This is a genomic window from Plantibacter sp. MCCC 1A11337, from assembly GCF_013349365.1.
GTDB lineage: Bacteria > Actinomycetota > Actinomycetes > Actinomycetales > Microbacteriaceae > Plantibacter > Plantibacter flavus_A.
Genome location: NZ_JABJWX010000004.1, coordinates 118979 through 142150 on the forward strand (window position 1 = coordinate 118979; position 23172 = coordinate 142150).

Here is a 23172-nt window from a genome sequence, read left to right on the forward strand (position 1 = left end):
GTTGGGTGATGAATTACTCCGATATCGTGTCGGTATTCAGATTCGCTTGGTGGTGTTCGATATGATCGGATAACCGTCGGACTCACCACGGATATCTTCAGGAGGACCCCCATGGCTCAGAAAGTCATCACCACATACATCGACGATCTCGACGGCAGCGAACTCGCTTCCGGATCAGGAGAGACCGTCCGGTTCGCGATCGACGGAACCGAATACGAGATCGATCTCGGTGCGGACAACGCGAAGAACCTCCGCGAGTCGCTGAAGCCGTACATCGGAGCCGGACGCCCGGTCAAGCGTGGGCGCCGCACCTCGAGCACCAGCACCCGCAACAGCGCCGAGAACCTCGCCGCGATCCGCGAGTGGGCCGCGAAGAACGGGCACGCCGTGTCGTCGCGCGGACGCATCCCCCAGGCGGTCCAGGACGCCTACCGCGCGGCCAACTGACGCGTCACGTCCGATCGACGGCGCTCAGCGGCCCCAGGCGGGCCGCTGAGCGCCGTCGTCGTTCCGTGCCTGCCCGATCAGCGGTCGTCAGGGGACGCCCGGCGCACTCGGTGCCGGTCGGCCGAGCCTAGACTGGCATCGTGTCGACGCTCAGTGATCTCGTTCTCGCCCAGGGCCGCTCCAGTGCGGCCGACGTGGAGTGGCTGCACATGCTGCTCGCTGACAGCCAACTCCTCGCGGATCTGGCGTTCGCCGATATCGTCATCTGGGTACCGACCGATTCCGGCAGTTTCATCGCGGTCGCGCATTCGCGTCCGTCGAGTGCCGCGACACTCTTCTATCGCGACTTCGTCGGACAATCCATCAAGCAGGAATGGCGCAAGCAGGTCACCGACTGTTTCGAGAGTGGACGGATCATCGAGTCCTCCGCACCGGACTGGTACGAGGAGACCCCGACCAGGGTTCGTGCCGTACCCGTCGCCCGGCGGATATCTCCGACCGAGACGACCAATGCCGACGGACCGATCGCGGTCATCACCCGCCACACCAATCTCGGTGAGGCTCGCACGCCCAGCCGCCAGGAACTCACCTTCAACGACTGCGCGAGCGACCTGTTCGAGATGATCGCGGTCGGCGACTTCCCGGATCTCGGTGCGCCGACCGGACCACGCCGTGGCGCACCGCGCGCGAGCGACGGCCTGATCCGGCTCGATGTCGACGGCACCGTCACCTTCGCCAGCCCCAACGCGCTCTCGGCCTTCAACCGGATCGGCTTCGCCGAGGAACTCGAGGGCGAGTCGCTCGCGGACGTCACGACCCATCTGCTCTCCGGGACGGGGACCGTCACCGTCGACGAGTCGCTGCCACTCGTCGTCACCGGTCGGGCGCCGTGGCGGACCGACATCGAGGACAAGGGTGTGACGGTCTCCCTCCGGGCGATCCCGTTGCGGAGCCGCGGCGAGCGGGTCGGCGCGATCGTGCTCTGCCGCGACGTCAGCGAACTGCGTCACCAGGAGCAGGAACTCATCACCAAGGACGCGACGATCCGCGAGATCCACCACCGGGTGAAGAACAACCTCCAGACGGTCGCGTCGCTCCTGCGGATCCAGGCCAGGCGGACGCATTCGGAGGACGCCCACGACGCCCTCACGCAGGCCATGCGGCGCGTGGCCGCCATCGCGGTCGTGCACGACACGCTGTCCGAGGGGCTCAACCAGAACGTCGACTTCGACGAGGTCTTCGAGCGCGTGCTCCTGCTCATCGCCGAGGTGGCGAGCTCCCACAACACCACGGTCCGCCCGAAGTCCTCCGGCTCGTTCGGCGTGCTCCCGAGCGAGTACGCGACGCCACTCGCTCTCGCGCTCACCGAACTCGTCACCAACGCGGTGGAGCACGGCTTGAACGGCCGCGACGGCGACGTGGAGATCACGGCCGACCGCACGGACGAGCTGCTGAGCGTGCAGGTCCGCGACAACGGCGTAGGGCTCCCGGAGGGGAAGGTCGGGTCCGGTCTCGGCACGCAGATCGTGCGGACGCTCATCCAGGGGGAACTGGGCGGGACGATCGACTGGCACACGCTCATGGGGAGCGGCACCGAGGTCACGATCGCGATCCCGATGCGCTGGGTCGCCAAGAGCTGAGGTCCTGGTGCCTCGTGAACGGCCGCGGGCATGCGAGAACCCCGGGGCCGTTCGGCACCCGGGGTTCTCGTCTGGGGTTAGGAGGCGCGGCGGGCGCGGGCCGCGCGACGCTTGAGAGCGCGACGCTCGTCCTCGCTGAGGCCGCCCCACACACCGGAGTCCTGGCCGGTCTCGAGCGCGTACTGGAGGCACAGCTCCGTGACACTGCAGGTGGCGCACACGGCCTTCGCCTTGTCGATCTGATCGACCGCCGGACCGGTGTTCCCGACCGGGAAGAACAATTCCGGGTCGACGGTCAGGCAGGCAGCTTTATCGCGCCAATCCATAGGGGAGCTCCTTTTATTGCATGGTGAGATTTCTTCAACCGAGTGAGGGGTATCGGGAAGCGAAAGCCGAAATGCGAGGGGGATGATCGTCCGGGATTCGGGATCTGTCCACACCCTCGTGGACCTCATGTCGGCCTCAAACATGGTTTCATATCGGTAAGAGCAAATCAATAGCCAAGTTTGGGTGAACCCTGTGAGTACCGATCGAAACGCCACCTCCGCTCCGAACCCGGAGGACCGTCGTCATCCGGCGGTGCTGGCCTTCATCGTCCTGCTCGTCGCCGAGGCGTTGCTCATGATCGGGCTCTCAGCCTGGTTCCTCTTCGAGCTGGTCGCGGCGACGCCGGCCTCGTTCACGAGCGCACTGGCGATCTTCGTGATCCTGCTCATCGCCACGGCGTTCGTCACGGCGCTCGCCCTCGGCGCGATCCGCGGACGGAGCTGGATCCGCGGGGGAGCGGTCACCTGGCAGCTCGTGCAGATCGCGGTCGCCGTCGGCGCGTTCCAGGGGGTCTTCGCGCAACCCGCGATCGGGTGGTTCCTGCTGTTGCCGTCGCTGGCCGTCCTCGGGCTCCTGTTCACGCCGGCGGTCGCCGCCGTGACCCGACGCGAGATCTGAGCGCGACTCGTCGGTCGTGATGGTCCAGCAGCGACGCGTCAGGCGTCGAGGCCGAGGGCCTTGCGGAGGCTCTTCACGTGGCCGGTGGCCTTGACGTTGTACCGGGCGAGGGTGAGGGTGCCCGTCTCGTCGATGACGAACGTCGAGCGGAGGACTCCCGTGACGATGCGTCCGTAGGAGTTCTTCTCGCCGTAGGCTCCGTACGCCTGGTGGACCGTCAACTCCGGGTCGCTGAGGAGCGGGAACGTGAGCCCGTCCTCCTCCTGGAAGGCCTTGAGCTTCTCGACGGAGTCCTTCGAGACGCCGAGCACCACGTACCCGGCACCGCTGAGCGATGCGAGGTTGTCGCGGAAGTCGCACGCCTGGGTGGTGCAGCCGGGTGTCATCGCGGCGGGGTAGAAGTAGAGGATCACCCGTCGTCCGGCGAAGTCCGACAGGGACACGCTGGTGCCGTCCTGGTCGGTGAGGGTGAACGCGGGGGCCGGGTCGCCGGCGGAGAGACGGAGGGGTTCAGGCATACCCCAAGCCTAGTCAGGAGTACTGGTCGGCTTTGATCGTGGCGAAGGTCCCCAGCAGCCGCTGGAGCGAGTCGAGGCGTGCCGGGCCGTTCTCCCCGAGCCGCCCCTCTGCGACGGCCTCGATGATCGCGCAGTCGGGGGCGTCGGGCAGATGGGTGCAGCCGCGTGGGCACTCGAGCGCGATCTCCGCGAGGTCGGTGAACGACTTCAGGATGTTGGCGGTGTCGACGTGTCCGAGACCGAACGAGCGGACGCCCGGGGTGTCGATGACCCACCCGGATCCTCCGGGCGCCTCGATGCGCAACGAGACGGTCGACGAGGAGGTGTGGCGGCCACGACCGGTGACGACGTTTACATGCCCCGTGGCGCGCTCAGCGGTCGGGACGAGGGCGTTGACGAGTGTGGACTTGCCGACGCCCGAGTGGCCGACGAAGACCGTGTCGTGACCGATGAGGGCTTGGGTGATCTCTGCGAGAGGGACGTCGTCCTCCCGGCTGCGGAACACCCGCAGGCCGAGCCCGGCGAAGTTCGCGAGGAACTCGTCGGGGTCCTGGAGGTCCGTCTTCGTGATGCAGAGGATCGGGGTGATCCCCGCGTCGTAGGCGGCGACGAGGTAGCGGTCGACGAGGCGGGCCCGTGGTTCGGGGTTCGCGGCGGCGACGACGATGAGCATCTGGTCGGCGTTGGCGACGACGACGCGCTCCATGGCGTCGGTGTCGTCGCCGCTGCGGCGGAGCAGCGTCGTGCGCGGCACGATCCGTACGATGCGCGACAGCGTGCCCTCGGCGCCCGAGGTGTCGCCGACGACGTCAACCCGGTCGCCGGTCACGATGGCCTGCTTGCGGAGTTCACGAGCGCGAGTCGACGTCAGGACGCGCTCCTCGGGCGTGCCTTCGTCGAGGAGCACGGTGTAGCGACCGCGGTCGACCGCGAGGACGCGGGCGGTCAGTGCATCGAGGTGCTCGGGCCGCGTCTTCGTCCGTGGGCGGTTCGCCTTCGGGTTCGGCCGCATCCTGATGCTCGACTCATCGAGTTCCGGTTCGTCGTCGTCGACGCCGTCGTCCCACCAGCTCATCGGCTCAGCCCCCGACCATCGCATGCCACAGTTCGGTGAACTGCGGCAGCGTCTTCGCGGTCGTGGCGACGTTCTCGATGGTGACCCCGGGCACGACGAGACCGAGGATCGCTCCCGTGGTCGCCATGCGGTGGTCGTGGTAGCTCGACCACTCGCCGCCGTGGAGGGGGCGCGGCTCGATGCGGAGACCGTCCGGGAGCTCCGTGACGGCGCCACCCAGCTTGTTGATCTCCGTCGCGAGGGCCGCGAGCCGGTCGGTCTCGTGGTGACGGATGTGCCCGATGCCCGTGATGGTCGACGGTCCGTCGGCGAGTGCCGCGAGTGCGGTGAGGGCGGGCGCGAGCTCACCGCCGGTGGTCAGGTCGAGGTCGACCGCGGTGATCCGCTCGCCGCCGGTGACGGTGAGGCGGTCGCCGTCCAGGGTGACCGTCGCGCCGAAGCGGGGCAGGAGGTCCGCCAGGTCGGCACCGACCTGGGTGGTGGAGGTGGGCCAGCCGCGGAGCGTGACGCTTCCGCCGGTGACGAGCGCCGCGGCGAGGAACGGTGCGGCGTTGGAGAGGTCGGGCTCGAGGTCGACGTCGAGCGCGGCGATCGTGCCGGGGGCGACGACCCACTCACCGACGGAGGGCTGTTCCACGGTGACCCCGCGGGCCGCGAGGGCCGCGATGGTCATCTCGATGTGCGGCAGGCTCGGCAGACGATCGCCCTCGTGGACGAGGTGGAGGCCGTGCTCGAAGCGGGCTGCGGCCAGCAGGAGGCCGGACACGAACTGGCTCGACGACGACGCGTCGATCGTGAGCTTGCCACCCTTCACCGTGCCCGTGCCGTGCACCGTGAAGGGGAGCGCCTTCCGGCCGTCGTCGCTGATGTCGACGCCGAGCGCCTGGAGCGAGCCGATCATGGTGGACATCGGCCGGTTCCTGGCCGAGGGGTCGGCGTCGAACACGGTCGGCCCGAGGGCGAGGGCGGCCAGCGGTGGGACGAACCGCATGACGGTGCCGGCGAGCCCGCACTCGACGGTCGTGCTGCCGAACAGCTCGCCCGGCGTGACGAGCCAGTCCTTGCCGAAGGCGCCCGACGCCGGTCGCTCGACGATGGTGGTCCCGAGTGCGCGCAGCGCCTCGACCATGTTGGTGCTGTCCATCGAGTGGAGCGGGGCGCGCAGGAGGGAGGGCCCGTCGGCCAGAGCGGCCAGGACGAGCTCGCGGTTCGTGAGCGACTTCGAGCCCGGGAGCGAGACGGTCGCATCGACCGGACCGGCCGCGACGGGCGCCGGCCAGGCTGCGTCGTCGTGCTCGGGTTCGGCATCGCCGTACACGTCGAAATCTGGTGCGGAATACGGATTGGTCAACATTGGTTCCAACAGTAGTCGGGGTCGAGAGCAGAAGGAGGAGCGGATGTCCACAGCGGTACTGGAACGACCGGTGACGGAGGCCGAGCACGGCCGTCTGGCGCTGGCCGTAGACTGGCCGGTGATGACCTCCGTCGACCCAGAAGCCCTTCCGGCCGAGCCGGACCCCCGATCACTGTTCGAAGCACAGGCACTGCCGTTCATCGATCAGTTGTACGGCGCTGCCATGCGCATGACGAAGAACCCGTCGGACGCTCAGGACCTCGTCCAGGAGACGTTCGTGAAGGCCTTCGCCGCGTTCGCGCAGTTCGAACAGGGCACCAACCTCAAGGCGTGGCTCTACCGCATCCTCACGAACACGTACATCAACACGTATCGGAAGAAGCAGCGCGAGCCGTACCAGGGCACCATCGACGACCTCGAGGACTGGCAGTTGGGCGGTGCCGAATCGATCAGCGCCACCTCCAGCCGCTCCGCCGAGGCCGAAGCGATCGATCACCTGCCGGACAGCGACGTGAAGAACGCGTTGCAGGCCATCCCGGAGGACTTCCGCCTCGCGGTGTACCTCGCCGACGTGGAGGGCTTCGCCTACCAGGAGATCGCCGACATCATGAAAACGCCCATCGGGACCGTGATGAGTCGTCTGCACCGTGGCCGACGACTCCTCCGCGACCTGTTGGCCGACTACGCCTCGTCCCGGGGGTTCACCGTGACGAAGCAGGGGAGCAAGAAATGAGCGACTGCGGCTGCGACAAGGCCAAGCGAGACCTGGAGGAGTACCTCCGTCACGAGGTGTGCAAGACGGAGGCCGCCGACATCCGCGAGCACCTCGCGAACTGCCCGGAGTGTCAGAACGAGGCGCTCGTCGCCCAGACCCTCACCGAGGCCGTGCAGCGGGCGTGCAAGGAGACGGCACCCGAAGACCTGAAGAACCAGGTCCTCGCGTCGCTCCGGGCCACCCAGGCCACCCACGAGAGCGCCTGACGGCCGACCGACGGCATCAGCCGGCACCGTCGAGGCGTGACTCCTCGACGTCCAGCATCCGCTGCGCCTTCGCCAGCACCTCGGAGGAGTAGCTGCCGGTCGCCCGCGCATCGAGGAGCGCGTCGCGTTCGGCGTCGAGCACCCGGCGTCGCAGCTGACGGAACTGCTCGTGCGGACCCACGCCGGCATCGGTGCGTTCCGCCGCCGACTCGACGCGGATGAGGCTGCTCGTACGCACCCGGTCGACGACCGCGGTGTCGAACGGCTCGCCACCGTCCGTGCGCAGCTGCGGGTCGTCGAGGGCGGCCACACCGACGGTCGAGATCTCCTCGACGAGACCGGCCAGTTCCGCCATCGCGGCCTGCTCGTCCGTCCCGCCGACCCGGGACAGGCGGATGACGAGCGGGAGGGAACCGCCCTGGAGCAGCAGGGTGACGATCGCGACCGTGAACGCGATGAGGACCAGCTCCGCCCGATACGGGGTGTCGAGCGGCAACGACTGCGCGGCGGCGATCGTGACGACCCCACGCATACCCGCCCAGGCGAGCACCGCGCCGCCGCGCCACCCGAGTCCCTCGCGTTGCAGGAAGTCCAGGTCGGCGCTCCGCCGGGCGATCGACCTCGAGAAGGCGGCCTTGCGCTTGGCTGAGCGCGCGTTCTCCGTCGGATGCTCCTCGAGACGTGCTGAGACCTCCGCCAGCCTCGGGCGCCGGGCGAGAGCCTCCCGTTCGTCGCGTCGCAACGACCAGACGAGGACGCCGACGAACACGATGCGGACGACGATGAGGGTGCTGGCGGTCAGCAACCCCAGGCCGATCGACGACCAGATGCCGAGGTCGTCCTGCTCCACCTGCGAGACGATGGCCTCGAGCTCGAGGCCCATGAGCAGGAACACCCCGTTCTCGAGGAGGAACTGCGTCGTCCGCCAGTTGATGCGCTCGCTGATGCGGTCCTGGGCGGTGAAGTACTTCGCGCTCTGATGCCCGGTGTAGAGTCCGGCGACGACGACCGACAGGACGCCCGAAGCGTGGAAGTGCTCGGCGGGCAGATACGCGATGAACGGCACGGCGAAGGAGATGACCGTCGTGAGGACCGGGTCGCCGAGGCGGGACCGGATCCGGACCGTGATGAACCCGACGACGATCCCGATCGCGATCGCGAGCGCCACGGCATAGGCGAAGTCGCCCAGGACACCCCACAGCGAGACCGTGCCGGCGGTCGCGGCGATGGCGGAGCGCAGGAGGACCAGGGCCGAGGCGTCGTTCACGAGGCTCTCGCCCTCGAGGACGCTCACGAGTCGTGACGGCATGCCCAGCCGCTTACCGATGGAGGTCGCGGCGACCGCGTCGGTCGGACTGACGACGGCACCGAGGGCGATGCCGGCGGCCAGGCTCAGGTCGGGGAGGATCGTCGACAGGATCCAGCCGATGAGGACCGACGACACCACGACGAGGACGACCGAGAGTCCGGAGATCGCTTTGAGATTGCGGCGGAAGTCGACCAGGGGCACGTTGACCGCGGCGGAGTAGAGGAGCGGTGGCAGCACGCCGGCGAGGATCCACTCCGGCTTGACCTCGACGTCCGGCACGAACGGCAGATAGCTGAGGGCGAGCCCGACCAGGACGAGGATGAGCGGGGCCGCCACGCGCAGCTTGTTCGCGAAGCGGGCCACCGCGACGATGGTCACCACCGCGACGACGGCGAGGAATGCGAAGTCCATGGCGTCAGCCTATTGGCGGTGGCTCACCACCCACTCACGGATCGCTGTCGCCGTGCTGACCACCCCCGCTCAGAGGACGGGGCAGACGACGACGACCGCCCGTCGGAACGGGCGGTCGTCGGTCGTGCGGCTGGGGTCAGAGCGCCAACGCGGTGCGGAGGAGCTCCGCCTGCTCGGCGGCGTGACGCTTGGCCGAACCCGTTGCGGGGGATGCGGACGCGCTGCGGGACACGTTCCGGATCGTCCGACCCTCGAGGTGCTTGGCGGCCTCCAGGCAGATGAACGGCCACGCGCCCTGGTTCTCCGGCTCGTCCTGCACCCACACCAGTTCGGCGTTCGGGTACTGCGCGACCACGGCGTTCAGCTCGGCCACCGGGACCGGGTAGAACTGCTCGACGCGGACGAGGGCGATCTCGTCGTTCGGCTGCTTCTGCAGCTCGCTCAGGAGGTCGTAGTGGATCTTCCCGGAGTGCAGGAGCACCCGCTTGACCGCGGCCTTGTCGGTGATCCGTGCGTCGTCGATCACCGGCTCGAAGCGGCCCGAGGTGAAGTCCGCCACCGGGCTGGTCGCGCCACGCAGACGCAGCATCGCCTTCGGGGTGAAGACGACGAGCGGCCGACGCGGGCGGGCGTACGCCTGGCGACGCAGCAGGTGGAAGTACGACGCGGGGGTCGACGGCCGTGCGACGGTCATGTTGTCCTCGGCGCAGAGCTGCAGGAACCGCTCGATCCGCGCGGACGAGTGGTCGGGCCCCTGGCCCTCGTAGCCGTGGGGGAGGAGGAGCGTGACACTCGACCGCTGCGACCACTTCTGCTCGGCGGAGGAGATGAACTCGTCGATGATCGTCTGCGCGCCGTTGGTGAAGTCGCCGAACTGCGCCTCCCACAGCACGAGCGCGTCGGCGCGTTCGACCGAGTAGCCGTACTCGAAGCCCATGACCGCGTACTCGCTGAGGAGCGAGTCGTAGATCCAGAAGCGGGCCTGGTTGTCGCTGAGGTTCGCGAGCGGCAGCCACTCCTGGCCGTTGACCCGGTCGTGGAGGACGGCGTGGCGCTGCACGAAGGTGCCGCGGCGGGAGTCCTGTCCGGACATCCGTACCGGGGTGCCCTCGATGAGCACCGATCCGAGCGCGAGCAGTTCTCCGAAGCCCCAGTCGATGTTGCCGTTGCGGCTCATGTCGAGTCGCTTCTCGAGGAGCTGCTGCACCTTCGGGTGCACGGTGAACCCGGCGGGCTTGTTGTTGAACGCGTCGCCGATGAGCTGCACGACGCCCTCGGAGACGCCGGTCGTCTCCAGTTCGCCGGAGTAGCCGTCCTCGTCGAGGACCTCGGTCGGGATCGGCGTCGGCGAGGTCTGCTCGGCGTGCGTCTCCATGAAGGCGCGTTCGAGGCGGTCCTGGAAGTCGCGGTGCGCGGCCTCGTACTCCTCCTCGGTGATGTCGCCACGGCCGACGAGCGCCTCGGTGTACAGCTTGCGCACGGAGCGCTTCGCCTCGATGAGGCTGTACATGAGCGGCTGCGTCATCGACGGGTCGTCGCCCTCGTTGTGGCCGCGTCGGCGGTAGCACACGAGGTCGATGACGACGTCGCGCTTGAACTCCTGGCGGTACTCGAAGGCGAGCTCCGCGACCCGCACGACGGCCTCGGGGTCGTCGCCGTTCACGTGGAAGATCGGCGCCTGGATGGTCTTCGCGACGTCGGTGTTGTAGATGGAGGAGCGGCCCTCGCCAGGAGGCGTCGTGAACCCGACCTGGTTGTTGATGACGACGTGGACCGTGCCGCCCGTGCGGTAGCCACGGAGCTGGGACAGCTGCATCGTCTCGAGGACGACGCCCTGACCGGCCATCGCCGCGTCGCCGTGGATGAGGATCGGGAGGGTGCCGAACGCGCCGATCGGTCCGCGGTCCTGCTTCGCGCGGACGATGCCCTCGAGCACGCCGTTGACGGCCTCGAGGTGCGAGGGGTTCGCGGCCAGGTAGACCGGGATCTCGCGGCCGTCCTCGGCCTTGAACGTGCCCTCGGTGCCGAGGTGGTACTTCACGTCGCCGGAACCGTGGCTCGCCGGGTCCTGCGTGCCCTCGAACTCGCGGAAGATCTGACCGTACGTCTTACCGGCGATGTTCGTGAGGACGTTGAGGCGGCCGCGGTGGGCCATACCGATCGCGACCTCGTCGAGCTGGGCCTGCGACGCACCCTGGAGGATGGTGTCGAGGAGGGCGATGGTGGACTCGCCGCCCTCGAGGCTGAAGCGCTTCTGGCCGACGTACTTCGTCTGCAGGAAGGTCTCGAACGCCTCGGCCTCGTTGAGCTTGCCGAGGATGCGCATCTGCTCGTCGTGCGTCGGCTTCTCGTACTTGCGCTCGACCTTGCTCTGGATCCACTTGCGCTGCGCGGGGTCCTGGATGTGCATGTACTCGATGCCCGTGGTGCGGCAGTACGAGTCGCGGAGGACGCCGAGGATGTCGCGCAGCTTGGCCGTGCGGGCCGAGCCGAAGGCGCCCGTGACGAACTCGCGGTCGAGGTCCCAGAAGGTCAGGCCGTGGGTCTCGATCTCGAGGTCGGGGTGCGAGCGCTGCACGTACTCCAGCGGGTCGATGTCGGCCATGAGGTGGCCGCGGACGCGGAACGCGTTGATGAGCTCCTGGACGCGGGCGGTCTTGTCGACGGCGTCGGCGAGGTCGACGCTGATGTCGGGCGACCAGTGGATCGGGTCGTACGGGATGCGGAGCGCGGCGAAGATGTCCTGGTAGAAGCTGCGGCTGCCGATGAGCAGCTCGTGGACGACCTTGAGGAACTCGCCCGAGCCGGCACCCTGGATGACGCGGTGGTCGTAGGTGCTCGTGAGCGTGATCGTCTTGCCGATCGCCAGCTCGTTGAGCGTGCGCTCGGAGGCGCCCTGGAACTCGGCCGGGTACTCGAGGGCACCGGCGCCGATGATGCAGCCCTGGCCTTTCATGAGGCGGGGGACCGAGTGCACGGTCCCGATGCCACCGGGGTTCGTGAGCGAGATCGTGACGCCCTGGAAGTCGGCTCCGGTGAGCTTGCCCTTGCGGGCGCGGGTCACGAGGTCCTCGTACGCCGAGAGGTACTCGTTGAACGTGAGGGTGTCGGCGCGCTTGATGCCCGGCACCATGAGGGCGCGGGAGCCGTCGGGCTTCGGGAGGTCGATGGCGATGCCGAGGTTGATGTGCGCCGGGGCGACGACCGTGGGCTTGCCGTCGGTCTCCTCGTAGTAGACGTTCTGGCTCGGGAAGTCCTTCAACGCCTGGATGAGGGCCCAGCCGATGAGGTGGGTGAAGCTGACCTTGCCGCCTCTGGCGCGCTTCAGGTGGTTGTTGATGACGATGCGGTTGTCGATCATCAGCTTCGCCGGGATGGTGCGCACGCTCGTCGCGGTCGGGACCGTCAGGCTCGCGTCCATGTTGGTGGCGAGCGACTTGGCCATGCCCTTCAGCACGGTGACCTTGTCGACGTCCTCCGGAGCGGGTTCGGTCTGGTCGCTCTTCGGCTGCTGGACCTGGTTCGGGCTCGTCATCGGGGCGTCGGCCGGGATCGGGGCCGGCTTCGCCTGCACCGAGGTGGTGCGGGCGACCGGCTGCGCGCCGATGACCTGGATCGGGGCCGTCGGCGGGTTGACCCGGGCCGCGTCCTCGGCCGCCGCGGGGGCGGGGGCCGGCGCCGTGGTGCCGACGGACGCCGCACCGTCGTCCGACTGGCCGCCCGTCGTCCCCTGGGCTGCGCCGTTCACCGGCCGGTAGTGCTCGAGGATCGGCCACCAGGAGCGGTCCACGGAATCCTTGTCGACGAGGTACTGCTCGTACATCTCGTCGACGAGCCATTCATTGGCTCCGAATTCGTTCGTTGCGCCGTCATCGGCGCCCACTCCGGTCATCTGGCTCGACACCGTCGATCGCCCACTCTCTCCGTTGAATTCTCACTGTTTGCAGGCAGGGAACATGCCCGCACGATCCAGTCATCAAGCCTAAACCCATTCCGTCGTCGGTGCGGCTCGGACGCCGCTCGGGATACGGTGTTCTCATGCGGTTCATCGGTGAGATCCCCAGCCACGACCTGACGTACTCGGACGTGTTCCTCGTCCCGAGCCGCTCCGGGATCACGAGTCGACTCGACGTCGACCTGGCTCCGGACGACGGCACCGGCGCCACGATCCCGATCGTCTCCGCCAACATGAACTCCGTCACCGGGCCACGCCTCGCGGCGGCCCTGGCGCGGCGCGGCGGACTCGGTGTCCTGCCGCAGGACATGCCGCTCCAGGAGCTCGACGCGGCGATCCGCTGGGTCAAGGAGCAGCCGGTCGCCTTCGACACCCCGCTGATCATGCGCGCCGATCAGACCGCGGCCGACGCCCTGCGCCTGATCCCCGCGGTCGCCGGTCACGGCATCGTGCTCCACGACGAGCGCGACGCCTTCGCCGGCTGCATCCCGGCCGCACGTCTCGCCACGGCGCTGCCAGACGCACGGCTCGGCGACCTCGCTCGCGGATCGCTCGCCTCGATCGACGCCGACGACGTGACCGGTGGCCGGGCCGCGTTCGACCTCATGGTGGCCGCCGACCTCGAGTTCGCGCCCGTGCTGCACCACGGCGCCGTCGTCGGCACCCTCAGCCGGACGAGCGCGCTCCGGTCGACCATCTACACGCCGGCGCTCGACGCGTCGGGCCGACTGCGGGTCGCCGCGGCGATCGGGATCAACGGTGACGTCGCCGTCAAGGCGCAGGCGCTCGCCGCCGCCGGGGTGGACGTCCTCGTGATCGATACCGCCCACGGGCACCAGGAGGGCATGCTCCGGGCGATCGCGGCCGTCCGCGCGCTCGGTCTGGGCCTCCCGATCGTCGCCGGCAACGTCGTGTCCGCCGTCGCGGTGCAGGACCTCGTCGACGCCGGCGCGGACATCCTCAAGGTCGGTGTCGGACCCGGTGCGATGTGCACCACGCGGATGATGACGGCGGTCGGACGTCCGCAGTTCTCGGCCGTGCTCGAGACGGCCGCGACCGCCCGCGCACTCGGCGCGAAGGTCTGGGCGGACGGTGGCGTCCGCTACCCCCGCGACGTCGCCCTCGCCCTCGCGGCCGGTGCGTCCTCGGTCATGATCGGTTCCTGGTTCGCCGGCACGATCGAAGCCCCCGGTGAGCTGCAGCGCGCCGCCGACGGGTCGCTCTACAAGGAGAGCTGGGGCATGGCGTCGACGAAGGCCGTGCACGAGCGCTTCGGTCGACTCGATCCCTTCGAACTCGCGCGGAAGACGCTCTTCGCCGAGGGCATCTCGTCCTCTCGCATCATGATCGACCCGCTCCGGCCCTCGGTCGAGGACCTCCTGGACATGATCACCGCCGGTGTGCGCTCGTCGTTCACCTACGCGGGTGCCGACTCGGTTCCCGGCTTCCACGAGCGCGCCATCGTCGGCGTCCAGTCGGCCGCCGGCTACGAGGAGGGCAAGGCGCTGCCCGTCTCCTGGTGAGCCGGGGCACTGGTGCGGCTCGCACGACCGCGGTGGGATGATGGGCCCATGGTGGTGAACGGTGGAACGCACGGGTTCGGTGTCGGCATGCAGGTCCTCGTGCTCGTGGACCCGGCATCCGATCCCTCGACGGGGGAGCGTGCCTCCGGGGTCATCGTCGCACCAGGCCGCCAGCGCGCCGCGGCGTTCGTCTCGGTGTGGACCGAACAGCTGACGACGTGGATCGTCGAGTTCGACGAACCCTTCATCGCGCCCGACGGCAGCGGCCCGCACGAATCGGCCGAGGTCCGCGAGACCTACCTCATCCCGGCGCCGTTCGCCGAGGCGTCGGAGTCCGTCGACGCCTGACCGCCGTGGGCTCGCTCAGGCGAGCGACCGGTCCATGATGGCCGAGGAGAGCGCCTCCACCGGGCCGGCGGCCGCCAACGGGTTCGCGAGCAGGGTGAAGTCGACGCCGCCAAGGGTCGGGAGTTCCAGCCGGTTGCTCAGCATGACGAGGTCGCTCGGGATCAGGCTGCGCGGGAAGACCGCGACGCCGAGCCCGGCCCGCACGGCTGCGAGGACGCCGTTCACCTCCCGTGTACTGCAGGTGATCCGCCAGGTGCGCCCGGCGGCCTCCAGGGCGTCGATCGCCAACTGCCGGGAGAGACTCGGATCCTGGTAGGCGATGAGGGGGACGGGCTGGCCCGGCTCGATCGTGGTCTTCTCGAGACCGACCCAGACCATCGAGTCGGTCCGCACGAGCTTGCCCTCGTTCTGGCCGGGGTGCATCTTGATGAAGATGAGGTCGAGGGCGCCCGCCTTCAGCCGGCGGTACAGCGGCCCGCTCTGGTTCACCGTGAGTTCGAGGTTCAGCTGCGGGTGACCCTGCCGGAAGTGTCGCAGGATCCGGGGGAGCTGGGTCATCGCGAGGTCGTCGGCGGCCCCGAAACGGAGGCGACCGCTCATCGCCGAGCCGGTGAAGTAGCTCTCCGCCGAGGCGTGTGCAGCGAGGATGGTCCGCGCGAACCCGGCCATCGCATCACCGTTGTCGGTCAGGCGGACCGCCCTCGTGTCCCGGACGACGAGCCATCGGCCGGCGGCCTCCTCGAGCCGTCGGATCTGCTGACTGACCGTCGGCTGGCTCAACCCGAGCTGCGCGGCGGCACGCGTGAAGTTCTTCGTCTCGGCGACGGCCAGGAAGGTGCGCAGCAGGGCCGGGTCGAACATGCGTGAGCCGATCATTCAGGAATCGAATAGGACTGATAGGGATCATCCTGCTCGGAAATGGCCGCGTCGGCAATAGCGTGGACGGGAGCCGACGGTCTCCGCGGCTCCTCCCATACGACACGCACTCGACATACGAAACGCTGGCTCTCTCCGTGACCCCTCCATCCGACACCGCCGTCGCTCCGCCGCCGCCCACCGCCCCCATGCCGATCGTGGGGGAGCGTCCCGCCTGGCGGGACACCTTCTCCTCGCTCCGCGTCCCGAACTTCCGGCTCTTCACGATCGGACACATCGTCGCGACGACCGCGATCGGAATGCAGCGCATCGCGCAGGACTGGCTCGTCCTCGAACTCTCCGGCAGCGTCGCCGCCGTCGGGATCACGGTCGCGATGCAGTTCGCGCCCATGCTGCTGTTCGGACTGCTCGGCGGCGTGATCGCGGACCGCTACTCGAAGCGCGTGCTGCTCATGATCACGCAGTCGCTCGCCGCCGTCCTCGCGGTCGCGCTGTCGATCCTGACGCTCAGCGGCGCGGTCGAGGTGTGGCACATCTACGTCATCGCCTTCATGCTCGGGCTCGTCACGGTCGTCGACAACCCGGCGCGACAGGTGTTCGTGAACGAGCTCGTGGGCCCGGCGAGACTGCGGAACGCCATCAGCCTCAACTCCGCCGTCTTCCAGCTCGGGCAGCTCGTCGGTCCGGCCGTCGGCGGTGTCCTCATCACCGCCGTCGGTTCCGGGTGGTCCTTCGCGATCAACGCCCTCGCCTGTTCCGGCGTCGTGCTCACCCTGGCGCTCATGCGCGTCTCGGAACTCGTTCCGACCCCGGTCGTCGCGAAGGCGAAGGGCCAGCTCAAGGAGGGGCTCGGCTACGCCATGCGGAAACCGGCCATCCGGTGGACGGTCATCATGGTCGCGTTCATGTCGGTGTTCGCCTTCAACCTGCCGGTCCTGCTCGCCGCCTACGCCTCGGACGTCTTCGACATCGGCGCGAGCGGCTACGGGTTCCTCAACGCCCTCGTCGCCGTCGGAGCGCTGACCGGGGCGCTCGCGTCGACGAGGCGTGGGGGTGTGGACCTGCGCATCGTGATCGTCGCGGCGGCGGCGGTCGGCGTCCTGCAGGCGGCCGCCGGCGCGATGCCCGTGCTCCTGCCCTTCGCCCTCCTGCTCGTCGCGGGCGGGGTCGCGAACCTCCTCTTCATCACGGCGGCGAACTCGCTCGTCCAGCTCTCGTCCAACGTGGCGATCCGCGGACGGGTGATGTCGCTGTACATCCTCGTGCTGCTCGGCGGGCAGTCGATCGGCGGTCCGCTCATGGGCTGGCTCGTCGAGGTCGCCGGGCCACACGTGGGCATGATCGTCTCGGGTGGGGTCCCGGCGCTCGCCGCGGCGTGCATCGGAGCACGGTTCCTCCTCCTGCGGCGTCGGAAGCGTCGCGCGGCCGAGGATCGCCAGCGGCAGACGGAGGCTGAGAAGAACCCCGGAAATCCGGGGTCCACAGACGCGGATGTCCGATAGACTCGTCCGCACAATGGACGACCCTCCTTCAGACAGATCCCCCGGCCACCATCCCAGCCCCGTGCTGACCCGATCACGGGAGACGACCGCCCATCAGGGCGACGGATCCCCCACTCCGGCATCGACCGCTCAGCACGGACGGGATCGTCATGTCTGAGTGGATCATGCTCGGCGTCGGCCTCGTACTGACCATCGGCACGGGCTTCTTCGTCGCCTCCGAGTTCGCGCTCGTGAACCTCGACCGCGCCGATCTCGAGGCCCGCCGCGACCGTGGTGAGATTCGCCTGACGATGACGATCGCAGCGCTCAAGATCACGTCGACGCACCTGTCGAGCGCGCAGCTCGGGATCACCCTGACCACCCTCCTCACCGGTTACACCATGGAGCCGGCGCTGTCGTCGATGCTCGCCGGTCCGCTCGGCGCCATCGGGATCCCCGAGGGCGTCGTCGCCGTCGTGGCGACGATCGTCGCGATCACCCTCGCCACGCTGCTCAGCATGATCATCGGCGAGCTCGTCCCGAAGAACTTCGCGCTCGCGTTGCCCCGACAGACGGCCAAGTTCGTCGTCCCGTTCCAGACGGCCTTCACCTGGGTGTTCAAGCCCGCCATCGTGGTCCTCAACGGCAGCGCCAACGGCCTGCTTCGGTCGATGGGCATCGAGCCCAAGGAGGAGCTGTCGGGAGCACGGACGGCCGAGGAGCTGTCCTCCCTCGTGCGTCGATCGGCGCTCGAGGGCACACTCGAGGCCGACACCGCTACCCTGCTCAACCGCACCCTTCGCTTCTCGAGCCACGACGCGTCGGACGTCATGACGCCCAGGCCGCGCATCGCGTCGATCCAGCGCGGCGAACCCGCCCAGGCGGTGCTCGCCCTCGCGAGGTCGACCGGCCACTCGCGCTTCCCCGTCACCGATGCCGACGTCGACGACATCACCGGTGTGGTGCACGTGAAGCAGGCCATCGCGGTCCCGCGCGACCGCCGCGGCGAGGTGCCCGTCTCGGCCCTGCAGTCACCGGCGCTGCGCGTCCCGGAGACGATGAAGCTGGACGTGCTGCTCTCGCAGCTGCGCGGACGAGGCTACCAGATGGCCGTCGTGGTCGACGAGTACGGCGGCACCGCCGGCGTGACCACCCTCGAGGACCTCGTCGAGGAACTCGTGGGCGAGGTCGCCGACGAGCACGACCGTTCGCGTGCCGGGGTGGTCCGCGGACGCGACTCCACGACCTTCCCAGGCAGCCTTCGTCCCGACGAACTCCTCGAACGCGCCGGCGTGCGCGTCCCCGAGGACGGCCCGTACGAGACGGTCGCGGGCTACGTCATGAGCGAACTCGGGCGACTCGCGGTCTCGGGCGACGAGCTCGAGCTCGAGGACGGCACGCTCCGCGTCGAGCGACTCGACGGCCGACGGATCGATCGGATCCGATTCACCCCGAGGCCGGTCGTGTCGGAGGACGGTGGTGACGTATGAGCGACTGGGCAGGAATCGCCTGGCTCGTGGTGCTGTTGCTCGCGAACGCCTTCTTCGTCGGTGCCGAGTTCGCGGTCATCTCCGCGCGTCGGTCGCAGATCGAACCCCTCGCCGAGCAGGGGAGCCGGAGCGCCAAGACCGCGCTGTGGGCCATGGAACACGCCACGCTCATGTTGGCGACGAGTCAGTTGGGCATCACCGTCTGCTCGCTGCTCATCCTGAACGTCTCCGAACCGGCGATCCACCACCTGCTGGAGGTGCCGTTGGCGCTCACCGGCTGGCCCGAGGAGACCATCGGCACGGTGGCGTTCATCATCGCGCTGCTGCTCGTCTCCTACCTGCACGTGGTCTTCGGTGAGATGGTCCCGAAGAACCTCTCCTTCTCGATCCCGGATCGCGCGGTCCTGCTGCTCGCGCCGCCGCTCGTCTTCGTGGCGCGCGTCTTCCGCCCGATCATCGTGTCCCTCAACGCGACCGCGAACGCCGTCCTCCGCCTGTTCCGGGTGGAGCCGAAGAACGAGGCCGCGAGTGCGTTCACGCTGGACGAGGTGGCGACCATCGTGGACCAGTCCACCCGCGAGGGTGTGCTCACCGACTCGACGGGTGCGCTCGTGGCGGCGTTCGAGTTCACCGAGAAGAAGGTCCACGACGTGGCCCTGCCGCTCGGGAGCCTCATCACGCTGACGGAGGAGGCCACCCCCTCGGACGTCGAGCGCGCCGTCGCCAAGTACGGCTACTCGCGGTACGTGATCGTCGACGACGAGTCGGTGCCGATCGGCTACCTGCACCTGAAGGACGTGCTGCGGTACGACGACCTCGACGGCAGTGGCGACGAGGAGCGGCCGGTGCCCGCGAAGCACATCAGGCAGCTCGTGTCGGTGTTCGAGGATTCGGACGTCGAAGACGCACTGACCACGATGCGCCGCTCGGGAGCACACGTCGCCCGGGTGTTCGACGAAGCGGGCGCCACCACCGGGGTCCTCTTCCTCGAGGACATCATCGAGGAGCTCGTCGGCGAGGTCCAGGACGCCACCCGGCGTCGCTGATCGGACGCCGGAGCCCCGACACGACGACGGCCCGTACGCGTTCGCGTGCGGGCCGTCGTCGTGTCGGGGTAGCGCTCAGGCGCGCGGCTTGGCCCGCTCGTACTGGCCCGGCCAGGCGACCTCCACGCCGAGCTCGGTCGCGGCGCGCAACGCGAAGTGCGGATCACGGAGCGCCTCGCGGGCGACCATGACCGCCTCCGCCTGCCCGTCGGCGACGATGGCCGCGGCCTGCTGGGCGTCGGTGATGAGCCCGACGGCGCTCGTGTCGACACCCGTCGATCCGATGTGCGCCGCGAACGGGACCTGGTATCCGGGGGAGAGCGGGATGCGGACGCCGCCGACGGCTCCACCGGTGGAGATGTCGAAGAAGTCGGCGCCTCGCTCGGCGCACCAGGCGGCGACGGTCGCGGTCTGGTGCTCGTCCCATCCGTCGTCCACCCAGTCCGTGGCCGAGAACCGGACGAACAACGGCAGACCGGCCGGGAGGACCCCGCGCACGGCCTCGACGACGCGCAGGAGGAGCTTGGCCCGGTTCTCGAGCGAGCCGCCGTAGCCGTCCTCGCGGTGGTTGACGAGCGGGGAGAGGAACTGGTGCAGCAGATAGCCGTGCGCGGCGTGGAGCTCGATGACCTGGAAGCCGGCGTCGACCGACCGGACGGCCGCCGTCCGGAAGTCGTCGACGACGCGGTCGATCCCCTCCTCGTCGAGGGCCTCCGGGACGGCGTAGCCCGGGAAGGCCTCGGGCGACGGGGCGACGGTCGACCAGCCGCCCTCCTCGAGCGGCACGCTGCCGTGCCCGTCGGTGCCCCAGGGGGCGAACGTGGAGGCCTTCCGGCCGGCGTGCGCGAGCTGGATGCCGGGGACGGCGCCCTGCTCGGTGATGAACGCGGTGATCCGTCGCCAGGCGTCGCGCTGTTCGTCGTTCCAGATGCCTGCGTCCTGGGGGGTGATCCGACCCTCGGGGCCGATCGCCGCCGCCTCGGAGATGACGAGGCCGAAGCCGCCCGCCGCGAACTGGCCGAGGTGCATGAGGTGCCAGTCGGTCGGGACCCCGTCCCGGGCGGTGACGCTGTACTGGCACATCGGGGCGATCCACAGGCGGTTGGGGACGGTGAGGTCGCGGATGGTGATCGGATCGAACAGCTGGGGCACGGAACTCCTCGGGTCTCGGGGCGACGGGCGTCGCCATCCGGCTCAACGTCCCCGGGCGCGCTCGGATTCCCGACACCGGGATGACCGACGATCGACGGCTCAGAGCCGGGTCGCCGCGGCGACTGGCCTAGGGTGATGGCATGGCCGAACCGCGACTCTGGACCCCTGCCGACGCACGCGACTGGATCGCCGTGCCCGATGCCGAATCGGACAAGTACTCCCGGGGGGTCCTCGGTGTCGTGACCGGGTCCGACCGCTACCCGGGTGCCGCCGTGATCGGTGTCGAGGCGGCGATCCGCACCGGCGTCGGCATGGTCCGCTACCTCGGAGCGGACCGACCGGCGAACCTCGTCCTGCAGCGCCGCCCCGAGATCGTGACGGCGGAGGGGCGCGTGCAGGCGTGGCTCATCGGCTCCGGTATGGACCCCGGCAAGCTGACCCGCGAGGAGAGCTCCCTGCTCGACACAGCCCTGCACGGGGGCGAGCCGGTCGTCGCCGATGCCGGGTCGCTCCGTCGCGTCGCCGCGGGTGCCCACCAGCGGGCGTTCGGTGTCGACGAGTCGTGGCGCATCGTGGCCACCCCCCACGTCGGTGAACTGGCGACCATGTTGAGCGGCCTGGGGAGCCCGGCCGAGGTCGGGGACATCCGTGCCGACCCCGTGTCGTACGCGGCCGACGTCGCCGCCCGCCTCGGCATCATCGTGGTGCTGAAGGGCGGCACGACCCACGTGGTCGCGCCGGACGGCGACGCCATCACGGTCTCCGGTGGATCGCCCTGGCTCGCGACCGCCGGCACCGGCGACGCCCTGGCCGGGATCATCGGGGCGCTCGTCGCCACGAACGCCGAGCGGGTGCTCGCCGACCCCGGCTGCCTGGCGAGCGTCGCCGCGAGCGGGGTGCTCCTGCACGCGGCCGCAGGGGACGCCGCCGCAGCCGACGGCCCGCTGGCCGCGCTCGACGTGGCCGAAGCGGTGCGCGGTGTCGTCGATGGTCTCCTCCGCTGAACGAGCGTTCATCGGTGGACGAAGGACAACTCCCAGAACGCTCATAGCTCGCCCATAGGGAAGCTCAGGACACTGGTGCCACCGCGGCGGAGACCTCGCCGTGGTGGCCGCCGCACCGCGGCCCACACATCGCCCGAGGAGATTGAACGATGCGCAACCCCACCACCACCCAGCCTCCCGTCCGCACGCCACGGCTGTCCGTGGCGGCGAAGAAGACGACGTTCGCGGCCCTGACCGGCCTCACCCTCGTCGGCAGCCTGGCCGGTTGCTCGGCGGCCGACGCCGGCAGTTCGACCACGACCACGTCGCCCGAGACGAAGAGCACGGCGGCGCCGGAGGCGACCACCTCCACCGACGCCGCGGCGGGCTCGAGCGCCACCGACTACCAGGACGGCTCCTACACCGCGGACGGCAGCTACCAGTCGCCGAACGGCACCGAGTCGATCACGGTGACCGTCACCCTCGCCGCGGACACGGTCACGGCGGTCGACGTCGTCTCGCACGCCGAGAGCGCGAACAGCAAGCGCTACCAGGCGGAGTTCATCTCCGGGATCGCCGCCGAGGTGGTCGGCAAGGACATCGACAGCCTCAAGGTCTCCAAGGTCGCCGGTTCCTCGCTCACGAGCGGCGGCTTCAACGCGGCCATCGACACGATCAAGACCGAAGCGAAGGGCTGAGCCGCAGGGCCGGACCGACGATGAGCGAGACGACACTGCGCTTCGAGGCGATCGGCACCGGATGGGAGCTCGACACGGCTCTCCCGCTCGAGCCCGAGACCGCCGAGGCCGTCGCCGCGTGCATCGACCGGTTCGACCGGACCTGGTCGAGGTTCCGGGACGACGCGTTCATCGCGCGGTTCGCCGCCGGCGCGGTCTCGACCGCCTTCCCCGACGACGCGCGCGAGGACGCGGTCGCACTGCTCGACACGTACCGGCGTCTGCACGATGCCACCGCCGGAGCCGTGACGCCGTTCATCGGCACCTCGCTCGAACGGCTCGGCTACGACGCCTCCTACTCGCTCGTCCCCCAGGGCCCGGCGGTGGCCGCCCCGCACTGGGACGACGTGGCCCGGTGGGACGGCGAGGTGCTCGAGACGAGCCGTCCGCTCGTGATCGACATCGGTGCGGCCGGCAAGGGGCGGCTCGTCGACCTCGTCGCGGACCTCCTCCGCAGCCACGGCCACGAGTCCTTCACGGTCGACGCCTCGGGCGACCTGCGTCACGAGCACGGGTCCCGCACGTCGGACCCACTCCGCATCGCGCTCGAGCATCCATACGATCCCAGCAAGGCCATCGGGGTCGCGACGATCGACGACGGAGCCCTGTGCGCCTCCGCGACCAATCGTCGTGCCTGGGGCGACGGGCTCCACCACGTCATCGACGGCCGGACCGGCGAACCGACGAGGACCGTCGCGGCGACCTGGGTCACCGCCCGGGAGGCGATGGTGGCCGACGGACTGGCCACCGCGCTGTTCTTCACCGATCACGAGACCCTGGCGGAGGCGTTCATCTTCGAAAGCGTCCGTATGTTCACGACCGGTCTCGCCGACCGGTCCGTCGGGTTCCCCGGCGAACTCTTCACCTGAGTCACGCGCCACAGGGCCTGAGCCCGGACGGC

21 protein-coding genes are annotated in these 23172 nt (G+C 69.4%); 13 read left to right on the forward strand and 8 right to left on the reverse strand.

The window, feature by feature from the left end; translation table 11 throughout:
* Nucleotides 1-111 precede the first annotated feature (111 nt).
* Both HOW07_RS15250 and HOW07_RS15255 read left to right on the forward strand, forming a co-directional pair.
* The gene (locus HOW07_RS15250) at nt 112-447 is read left to right on the forward strand and encodes an Lsr2 family protein (RefSeq protein WP_064295242.1); all 336 of its coding nucleotides are present in this window, start codon (nt 112-114) and stop codon (nt 445-447) included.
* Nucleotides 448-587: 140 nt separating this feature from the next.
* The gene (locus HOW07_RS15255; RefSeq protein WP_079002802.1) at nt 588-2087 is read left to right on the forward strand and encodes a sensor histidine kinase; all 1500 of its coding nucleotides are present in this window, start codon (nt 588-590) and stop codon (nt 2085-2087) included.
* A gap of 77 nt (nt 2088-2164) precedes the next feature.
* On the opposite strand, the gene HOW07_RS15260 is transcribed toward HOW07_RS15255, so the two are convergent.
* On the reverse strand, nt 2165-2413 hold the full coding sequence (locus HOW07_RS15260; protein WP_056012627.1) for a WhiB family transcriptional regulator: 249 nt from the start codon (nt 2411-2413) through the stop codon (nt 2165-2167).
* Between the two features lie 193 nt (nt 2414-2606).
* Here HOW07_RS15260 and HOW07_RS15265 point away from each other — a divergent pair, with 193 nt between their 5' ends.
* A complete protein-coding gene (locus tag HOW07_RS15265; RefSeq protein WP_175117745.1) occupies nt 2607-3032 on the forward strand; it encodes a hypothetical protein in 426 nt (141 codons plus the stop codon).
* A 38-nt stretch (nt 3033-3070) separates the two neighbouring features.
* Here the strand turns inward: HOW07_RS15265 and bcp are convergent, their stop codons facing one another.
* Genes bcp through aroA form a run of 3 tightly spaced genes read right to left on the reverse strand, consistent with a single transcriptional unit; the run spans nt 3071 to nt 5979 of the window.
* On the reverse strand, nt 3071-3550 hold the full coding sequence (bcp, locus tag HOW07_RS15270; protein ID WP_079002800.1) for a thioredoxin-dependent thiol peroxidase: 480 nt from the start codon (nt 3548-3550) through the stop codon (nt 3071-3073).
* A gap of 13 nt (nt 3551-3563) precedes the next feature.
* Nucleotides 3564-4625: a ribosome small subunit-dependent GTPase A gene (gene rsgA, locus HOW07_RS15275; RefSeq protein ID WP_175117746.1), complete on the reverse strand. Its 1062-nt coding sequence runs from the start codon at nt 4623-4625 to the stop codon at nt 3564-3566.
* A gap of 4 nt (nt 4626-4629) precedes the next feature.
* Nucleotides 4630-5979, reverse strand: a complete 1350-nt coding sequence (aroA, locus tag HOW07_RS15280; RefSeq protein WP_175117747.1) for a 3-phosphoshikimate 1-carboxyvinyltransferase — start codon at nt 5977-5979, stop codon at nt 4630-4632.
* A gap of 43 nt (nt 5980-6022) precedes the next feature.
* Between aroA and HOW07_RS15285 the strand changes: the two genes are divergently transcribed.
* Both HOW07_RS15285 and HOW07_RS15290 read left to right on the forward strand, forming a co-directional pair.
* Nucleotides 6023-6712, forward strand: coding sequence for a sigma-70 family RNA polymerase sigma factor (locus tag HOW07_RS15285; RefSeq protein WP_371743695.1), 690 nt, complete (start codon nt 6023-6025; stop codon nt 6710-6712).
* A complete protein-coding gene (locus HOW07_RS15290) occupies nt 6709-6960 on the forward strand; it encodes a zf-HC2 domain-containing protein (protein WP_064295247.1) in 252 nt (83 codons plus the stop codon). The genes HOW07_RS15285 and HOW07_RS15290 overlap by 4 nt, the downstream gene beginning before the upstream one ends.
* Nucleotides 6961-6976: 16 nt before the next feature.
* On the opposite strand, the gene HOW07_RS15295 is transcribed toward HOW07_RS15290, so the two are convergent.
* Both HOW07_RS15295 and HOW07_RS15300 read right to left on the reverse strand, forming a co-directional pair.
* Nucleotides 6977-8680, reverse strand: a complete 1704-nt coding sequence (locus HOW07_RS15295) for a sodium:proton antiporter (protein WP_121291850.1) — start codon at nt 8678-8680, stop codon at nt 6977-6979.
* A 136-nt stretch (nt 8681-8816) separates the two neighbouring features.
* A complete protein-coding gene (locus HOW07_RS15300) occupies nt 8817-12572 on the reverse strand; it encodes a multifunctional oxoglutarate decarboxylase/oxoglutarate dehydrogenase thiamine pyrophosphate-binding subunit/dihydrolipoyllysine-residue succinyltransferase subunit (RefSeq protein WP_217485356.1) in 3756 nt (1251 codons plus the stop codon).
* Nucleotides 12573-12718: 146 nt separating this feature from the next.
* On the opposite strand from HOW07_RS15300, the gene HOW07_RS15305 reads away from it, so the two are divergent.
* The gene (locus tag HOW07_RS15305; protein ID WP_121291848.1) at nt 12719-14158 is read left to right on the forward strand and encodes a GuaB1 family IMP dehydrogenase-related protein; all 1440 of its coding nucleotides are present in this window, start codon (nt 12719-12721) and stop codon (nt 14156-14158) included.
* 48 nt (nt 14159-14206) lie between these two features.
* Entirely contained in the window at nt 14207-14506 is a 300-nt protein-coding gene (locus HOW07_RS15310; protein WP_175117749.1) for a hypothetical protein, read from the forward strand.
* A 15-nt stretch (nt 14507-14521) separates the two neighbouring features.
* Here HOW07_RS15310 and HOW07_RS15315 read toward each other — a convergent pair whose 3' ends face one another.
* Complete coding sequence (locus tag HOW07_RS15315; RefSeq protein WP_079003972.1) at nt 14522-15367, reverse strand: LysR substrate-binding domain-containing protein; 846 nt, start codon at nt 15365-15367, stop codon at nt 14522-14524.
* A 203-nt stretch (nt 15368-15570) separates the two neighbouring features.
* Here HOW07_RS15315 and HOW07_RS15320 point away from each other — a divergent pair, with 203 nt between their 5' ends.
* The 3 genes from HOW07_RS15320 to HOW07_RS15330 all read left to right on the forward strand — a co-directional run bounded on the left by HOW07_RS15320 (nt 15571) and on the right by HOW07_RS15330 (nt 19399).
* On the forward strand, nt 15571-16884 hold the full coding sequence (locus tag HOW07_RS15320; protein WP_121291846.1) for an MFS transporter: 1314 nt from the start codon (nt 15571-15573) through the stop codon (nt 16882-16884).
* A 149-nt stretch (nt 16885-17033) separates the two neighbouring features.
* Nucleotides 17034-18353: a hemolysin family protein gene (locus tag HOW07_RS15325; protein WP_175117750.1), complete on the forward strand. Its 1320-nt coding sequence runs from the start codon at nt 17034-17036 to the stop codon at nt 18351-18353.
* Nucleotides 18350-19399, forward strand: coding sequence for a hemolysin family protein (locus HOW07_RS15330; protein ID WP_064295254.1), 1050 nt, complete (start codon nt 18350-18352; stop codon nt 19397-19399). The genes HOW07_RS15325 and HOW07_RS15330 overlap by 4 nt, the downstream gene beginning before the upstream one ends.
* A 75-nt stretch (nt 19400-19474) precedes the next feature.
* Here HOW07_RS15330 and HOW07_RS15335 read toward each other — a convergent pair whose 3' ends face one another.
* Nucleotides 19475-20551 carry an NADH:flavin oxidoreductase/NADH oxidase gene (locus tag HOW07_RS15335; protein WP_121291845.1) on the reverse strand — a complete coding sequence of 359 codons (1077 nt, stop codon included), beginning with the start codon at nt 20549-20551 and terminating at the stop codon, nt 19475-19477.
* Nucleotides 20552-20691: 140 nt separating this feature from the next.
* Here HOW07_RS15335 and HOW07_RS15340 point away from each other — a divergent pair, with 140 nt between their 5' ends.
* The 3 genes from HOW07_RS15340 (at nt 20692) to HOW07_RS15350 (ending at nt 23140) form a co-directional block, all read left to right on the forward strand.
* A complete protein-coding gene (locus HOW07_RS15340) occupies nt 20692-21555 on the forward strand; it encodes an ADP/ATP-dependent (S)-NAD(P)H-hydrate dehydratase (RefSeq protein ID WP_175117751.1) in 864 nt (287 codons plus the stop codon).
* A gap of 149 nt (nt 21556-21704) precedes the next feature.
* A complete protein-coding gene (locus HOW07_RS15345) occupies nt 21705-22232 on the forward strand; it encodes an FMN-binding protein (RefSeq protein WP_175117752.1) in 528 nt (175 codons plus the stop codon).
* A gap of 20 nt (nt 22233-22252) precedes the next feature.
* On the forward strand, nt 22253-23140 hold the full coding sequence (locus tag HOW07_RS15350) for an FAD:protein FMN transferase (protein WP_175117753.1): 888 nt from the start codon (nt 22253-22255) through the stop codon (nt 23138-23140).
* Nucleotides 23141-23172: the final 32 nt, after the last annotated feature.

Bases quoted from the DNA above. Each gene is read 5' to 3' on its own strand.
- HOW07_RS15250 (WP_064295242.1), top strand. From the start codon at position 112: ATGGCTCAGAAAGTCATCACCACATACATCGACGATCTCGACGGCAGC.
- HOW07_RS15260 (WP_056012627.1), bottom strand. From the start codon at position 2,413: ATGGATTGGCGCGATAAAGCTGCCTGCCTGACCGTCGACCCGGAATTG.
- bcp (WP_079002800.1), bottom strand. From the start codon at position 3,550: ATGCCTGAACCCCTCCGTCTCTCCGCCGGCGACCCGGCCCCCGCGTTC.
- rsgA (WP_175117746.1), bottom strand. From the start codon at position 4,625: ATGAGCTGGTGGGACGACGGCGTCGACGACGACGAACCGGAACTCGAT.
- aroA (WP_175117747.1), bottom strand. From the start codon at position 5,979: ATGTTGACCAATCCGTATTCCGCACCAGATTTCGACGTGTACGGCGAT.
- HOW07_RS15285 (WP_371743695.1), top strand. From the start codon at position 6,023: ATGTCCACAGCGGTACTGGAACGACCGGTGACGGAGGCCGAGCACGGC.
- HOW07_RS15290 (WP_064295247.1), top strand. From the start codon at position 6,709: ATGAGCGACTGCGGCTGCGACAAGGCCAAGCGAGACCTGGAGGAGTAC.
- HOW07_RS15295 (WP_121291850.1), bottom strand. From the start codon at position 8,680: ATGGACTTCGCATTCCTCGCCGTCGTCGCGGTGGTGACCATCGTCGCG.
- HOW07_RS15300 (WP_217485356.1), bottom strand. From the start codon at position 12,572: ATGACCGGAGTGGGCGCCGATGACGGCGCAACGAACGAATTCGGAGCC.
- HOW07_RS15305 (WP_121291848.1), top strand. From the start codon at position 12,719: ATGCGGTTCATCGGTGAGATCCCCAGCCACGACCTGACGTACTCGGAC.
- HOW07_RS15310 (WP_175117749.1), top strand. From the start codon at position 14,207: ATGGTGGTGAACGGTGGAACGCACGGGTTCGGTGTCGGCATGCAGGTC.
- HOW07_RS15315 (WP_079003972.1), bottom strand. From the start codon at position 15,367: ATGTTCGACCCGGCCCTGCTGCGCACCTTCCTGGCCGTCGCCGAGACG.
- HOW07_RS15320 (WP_121291846.1), top strand. From the start codon at position 15,571: ATGCCGATCGTGGGGGAGCGTCCCGCCTGGCGGGACACCTTCTCCTCG.
- HOW07_RS15325 (WP_175117750.1), top strand. From the start codon at position 17,034: ATGTCTGAGTGGATCATGCTCGGCGTCGGCCTCGTACTGACCATCGGC.
- HOW07_RS15330 (WP_064295254.1), top strand. From the start codon at position 18,350: ATGAGCGACTGGGCAGGAATCGCCTGGCTCGTGGTGCTGTTGCTCGCG.
- HOW07_RS15340 (WP_175117751.1), top strand. From the start codon at position 20,692: ATGGCCGAACCGCGACTCTGGACCCCTGCCGACGCACGCGACTGGATC.
- HOW07_RS15345 (WP_175117752.1), top strand. From the start codon at position 21,705: ATGCGCAACCCCACCACCACCCAGCCTCCCGTCCGCACGCCACGGCTG.
- HOW07_RS15350 (WP_175117753.1), top strand. From the start codon at position 22,253: ATGAGCGAGACGACACTGCGCTTCGAGGCGATCGGCACCGGATGGGAG.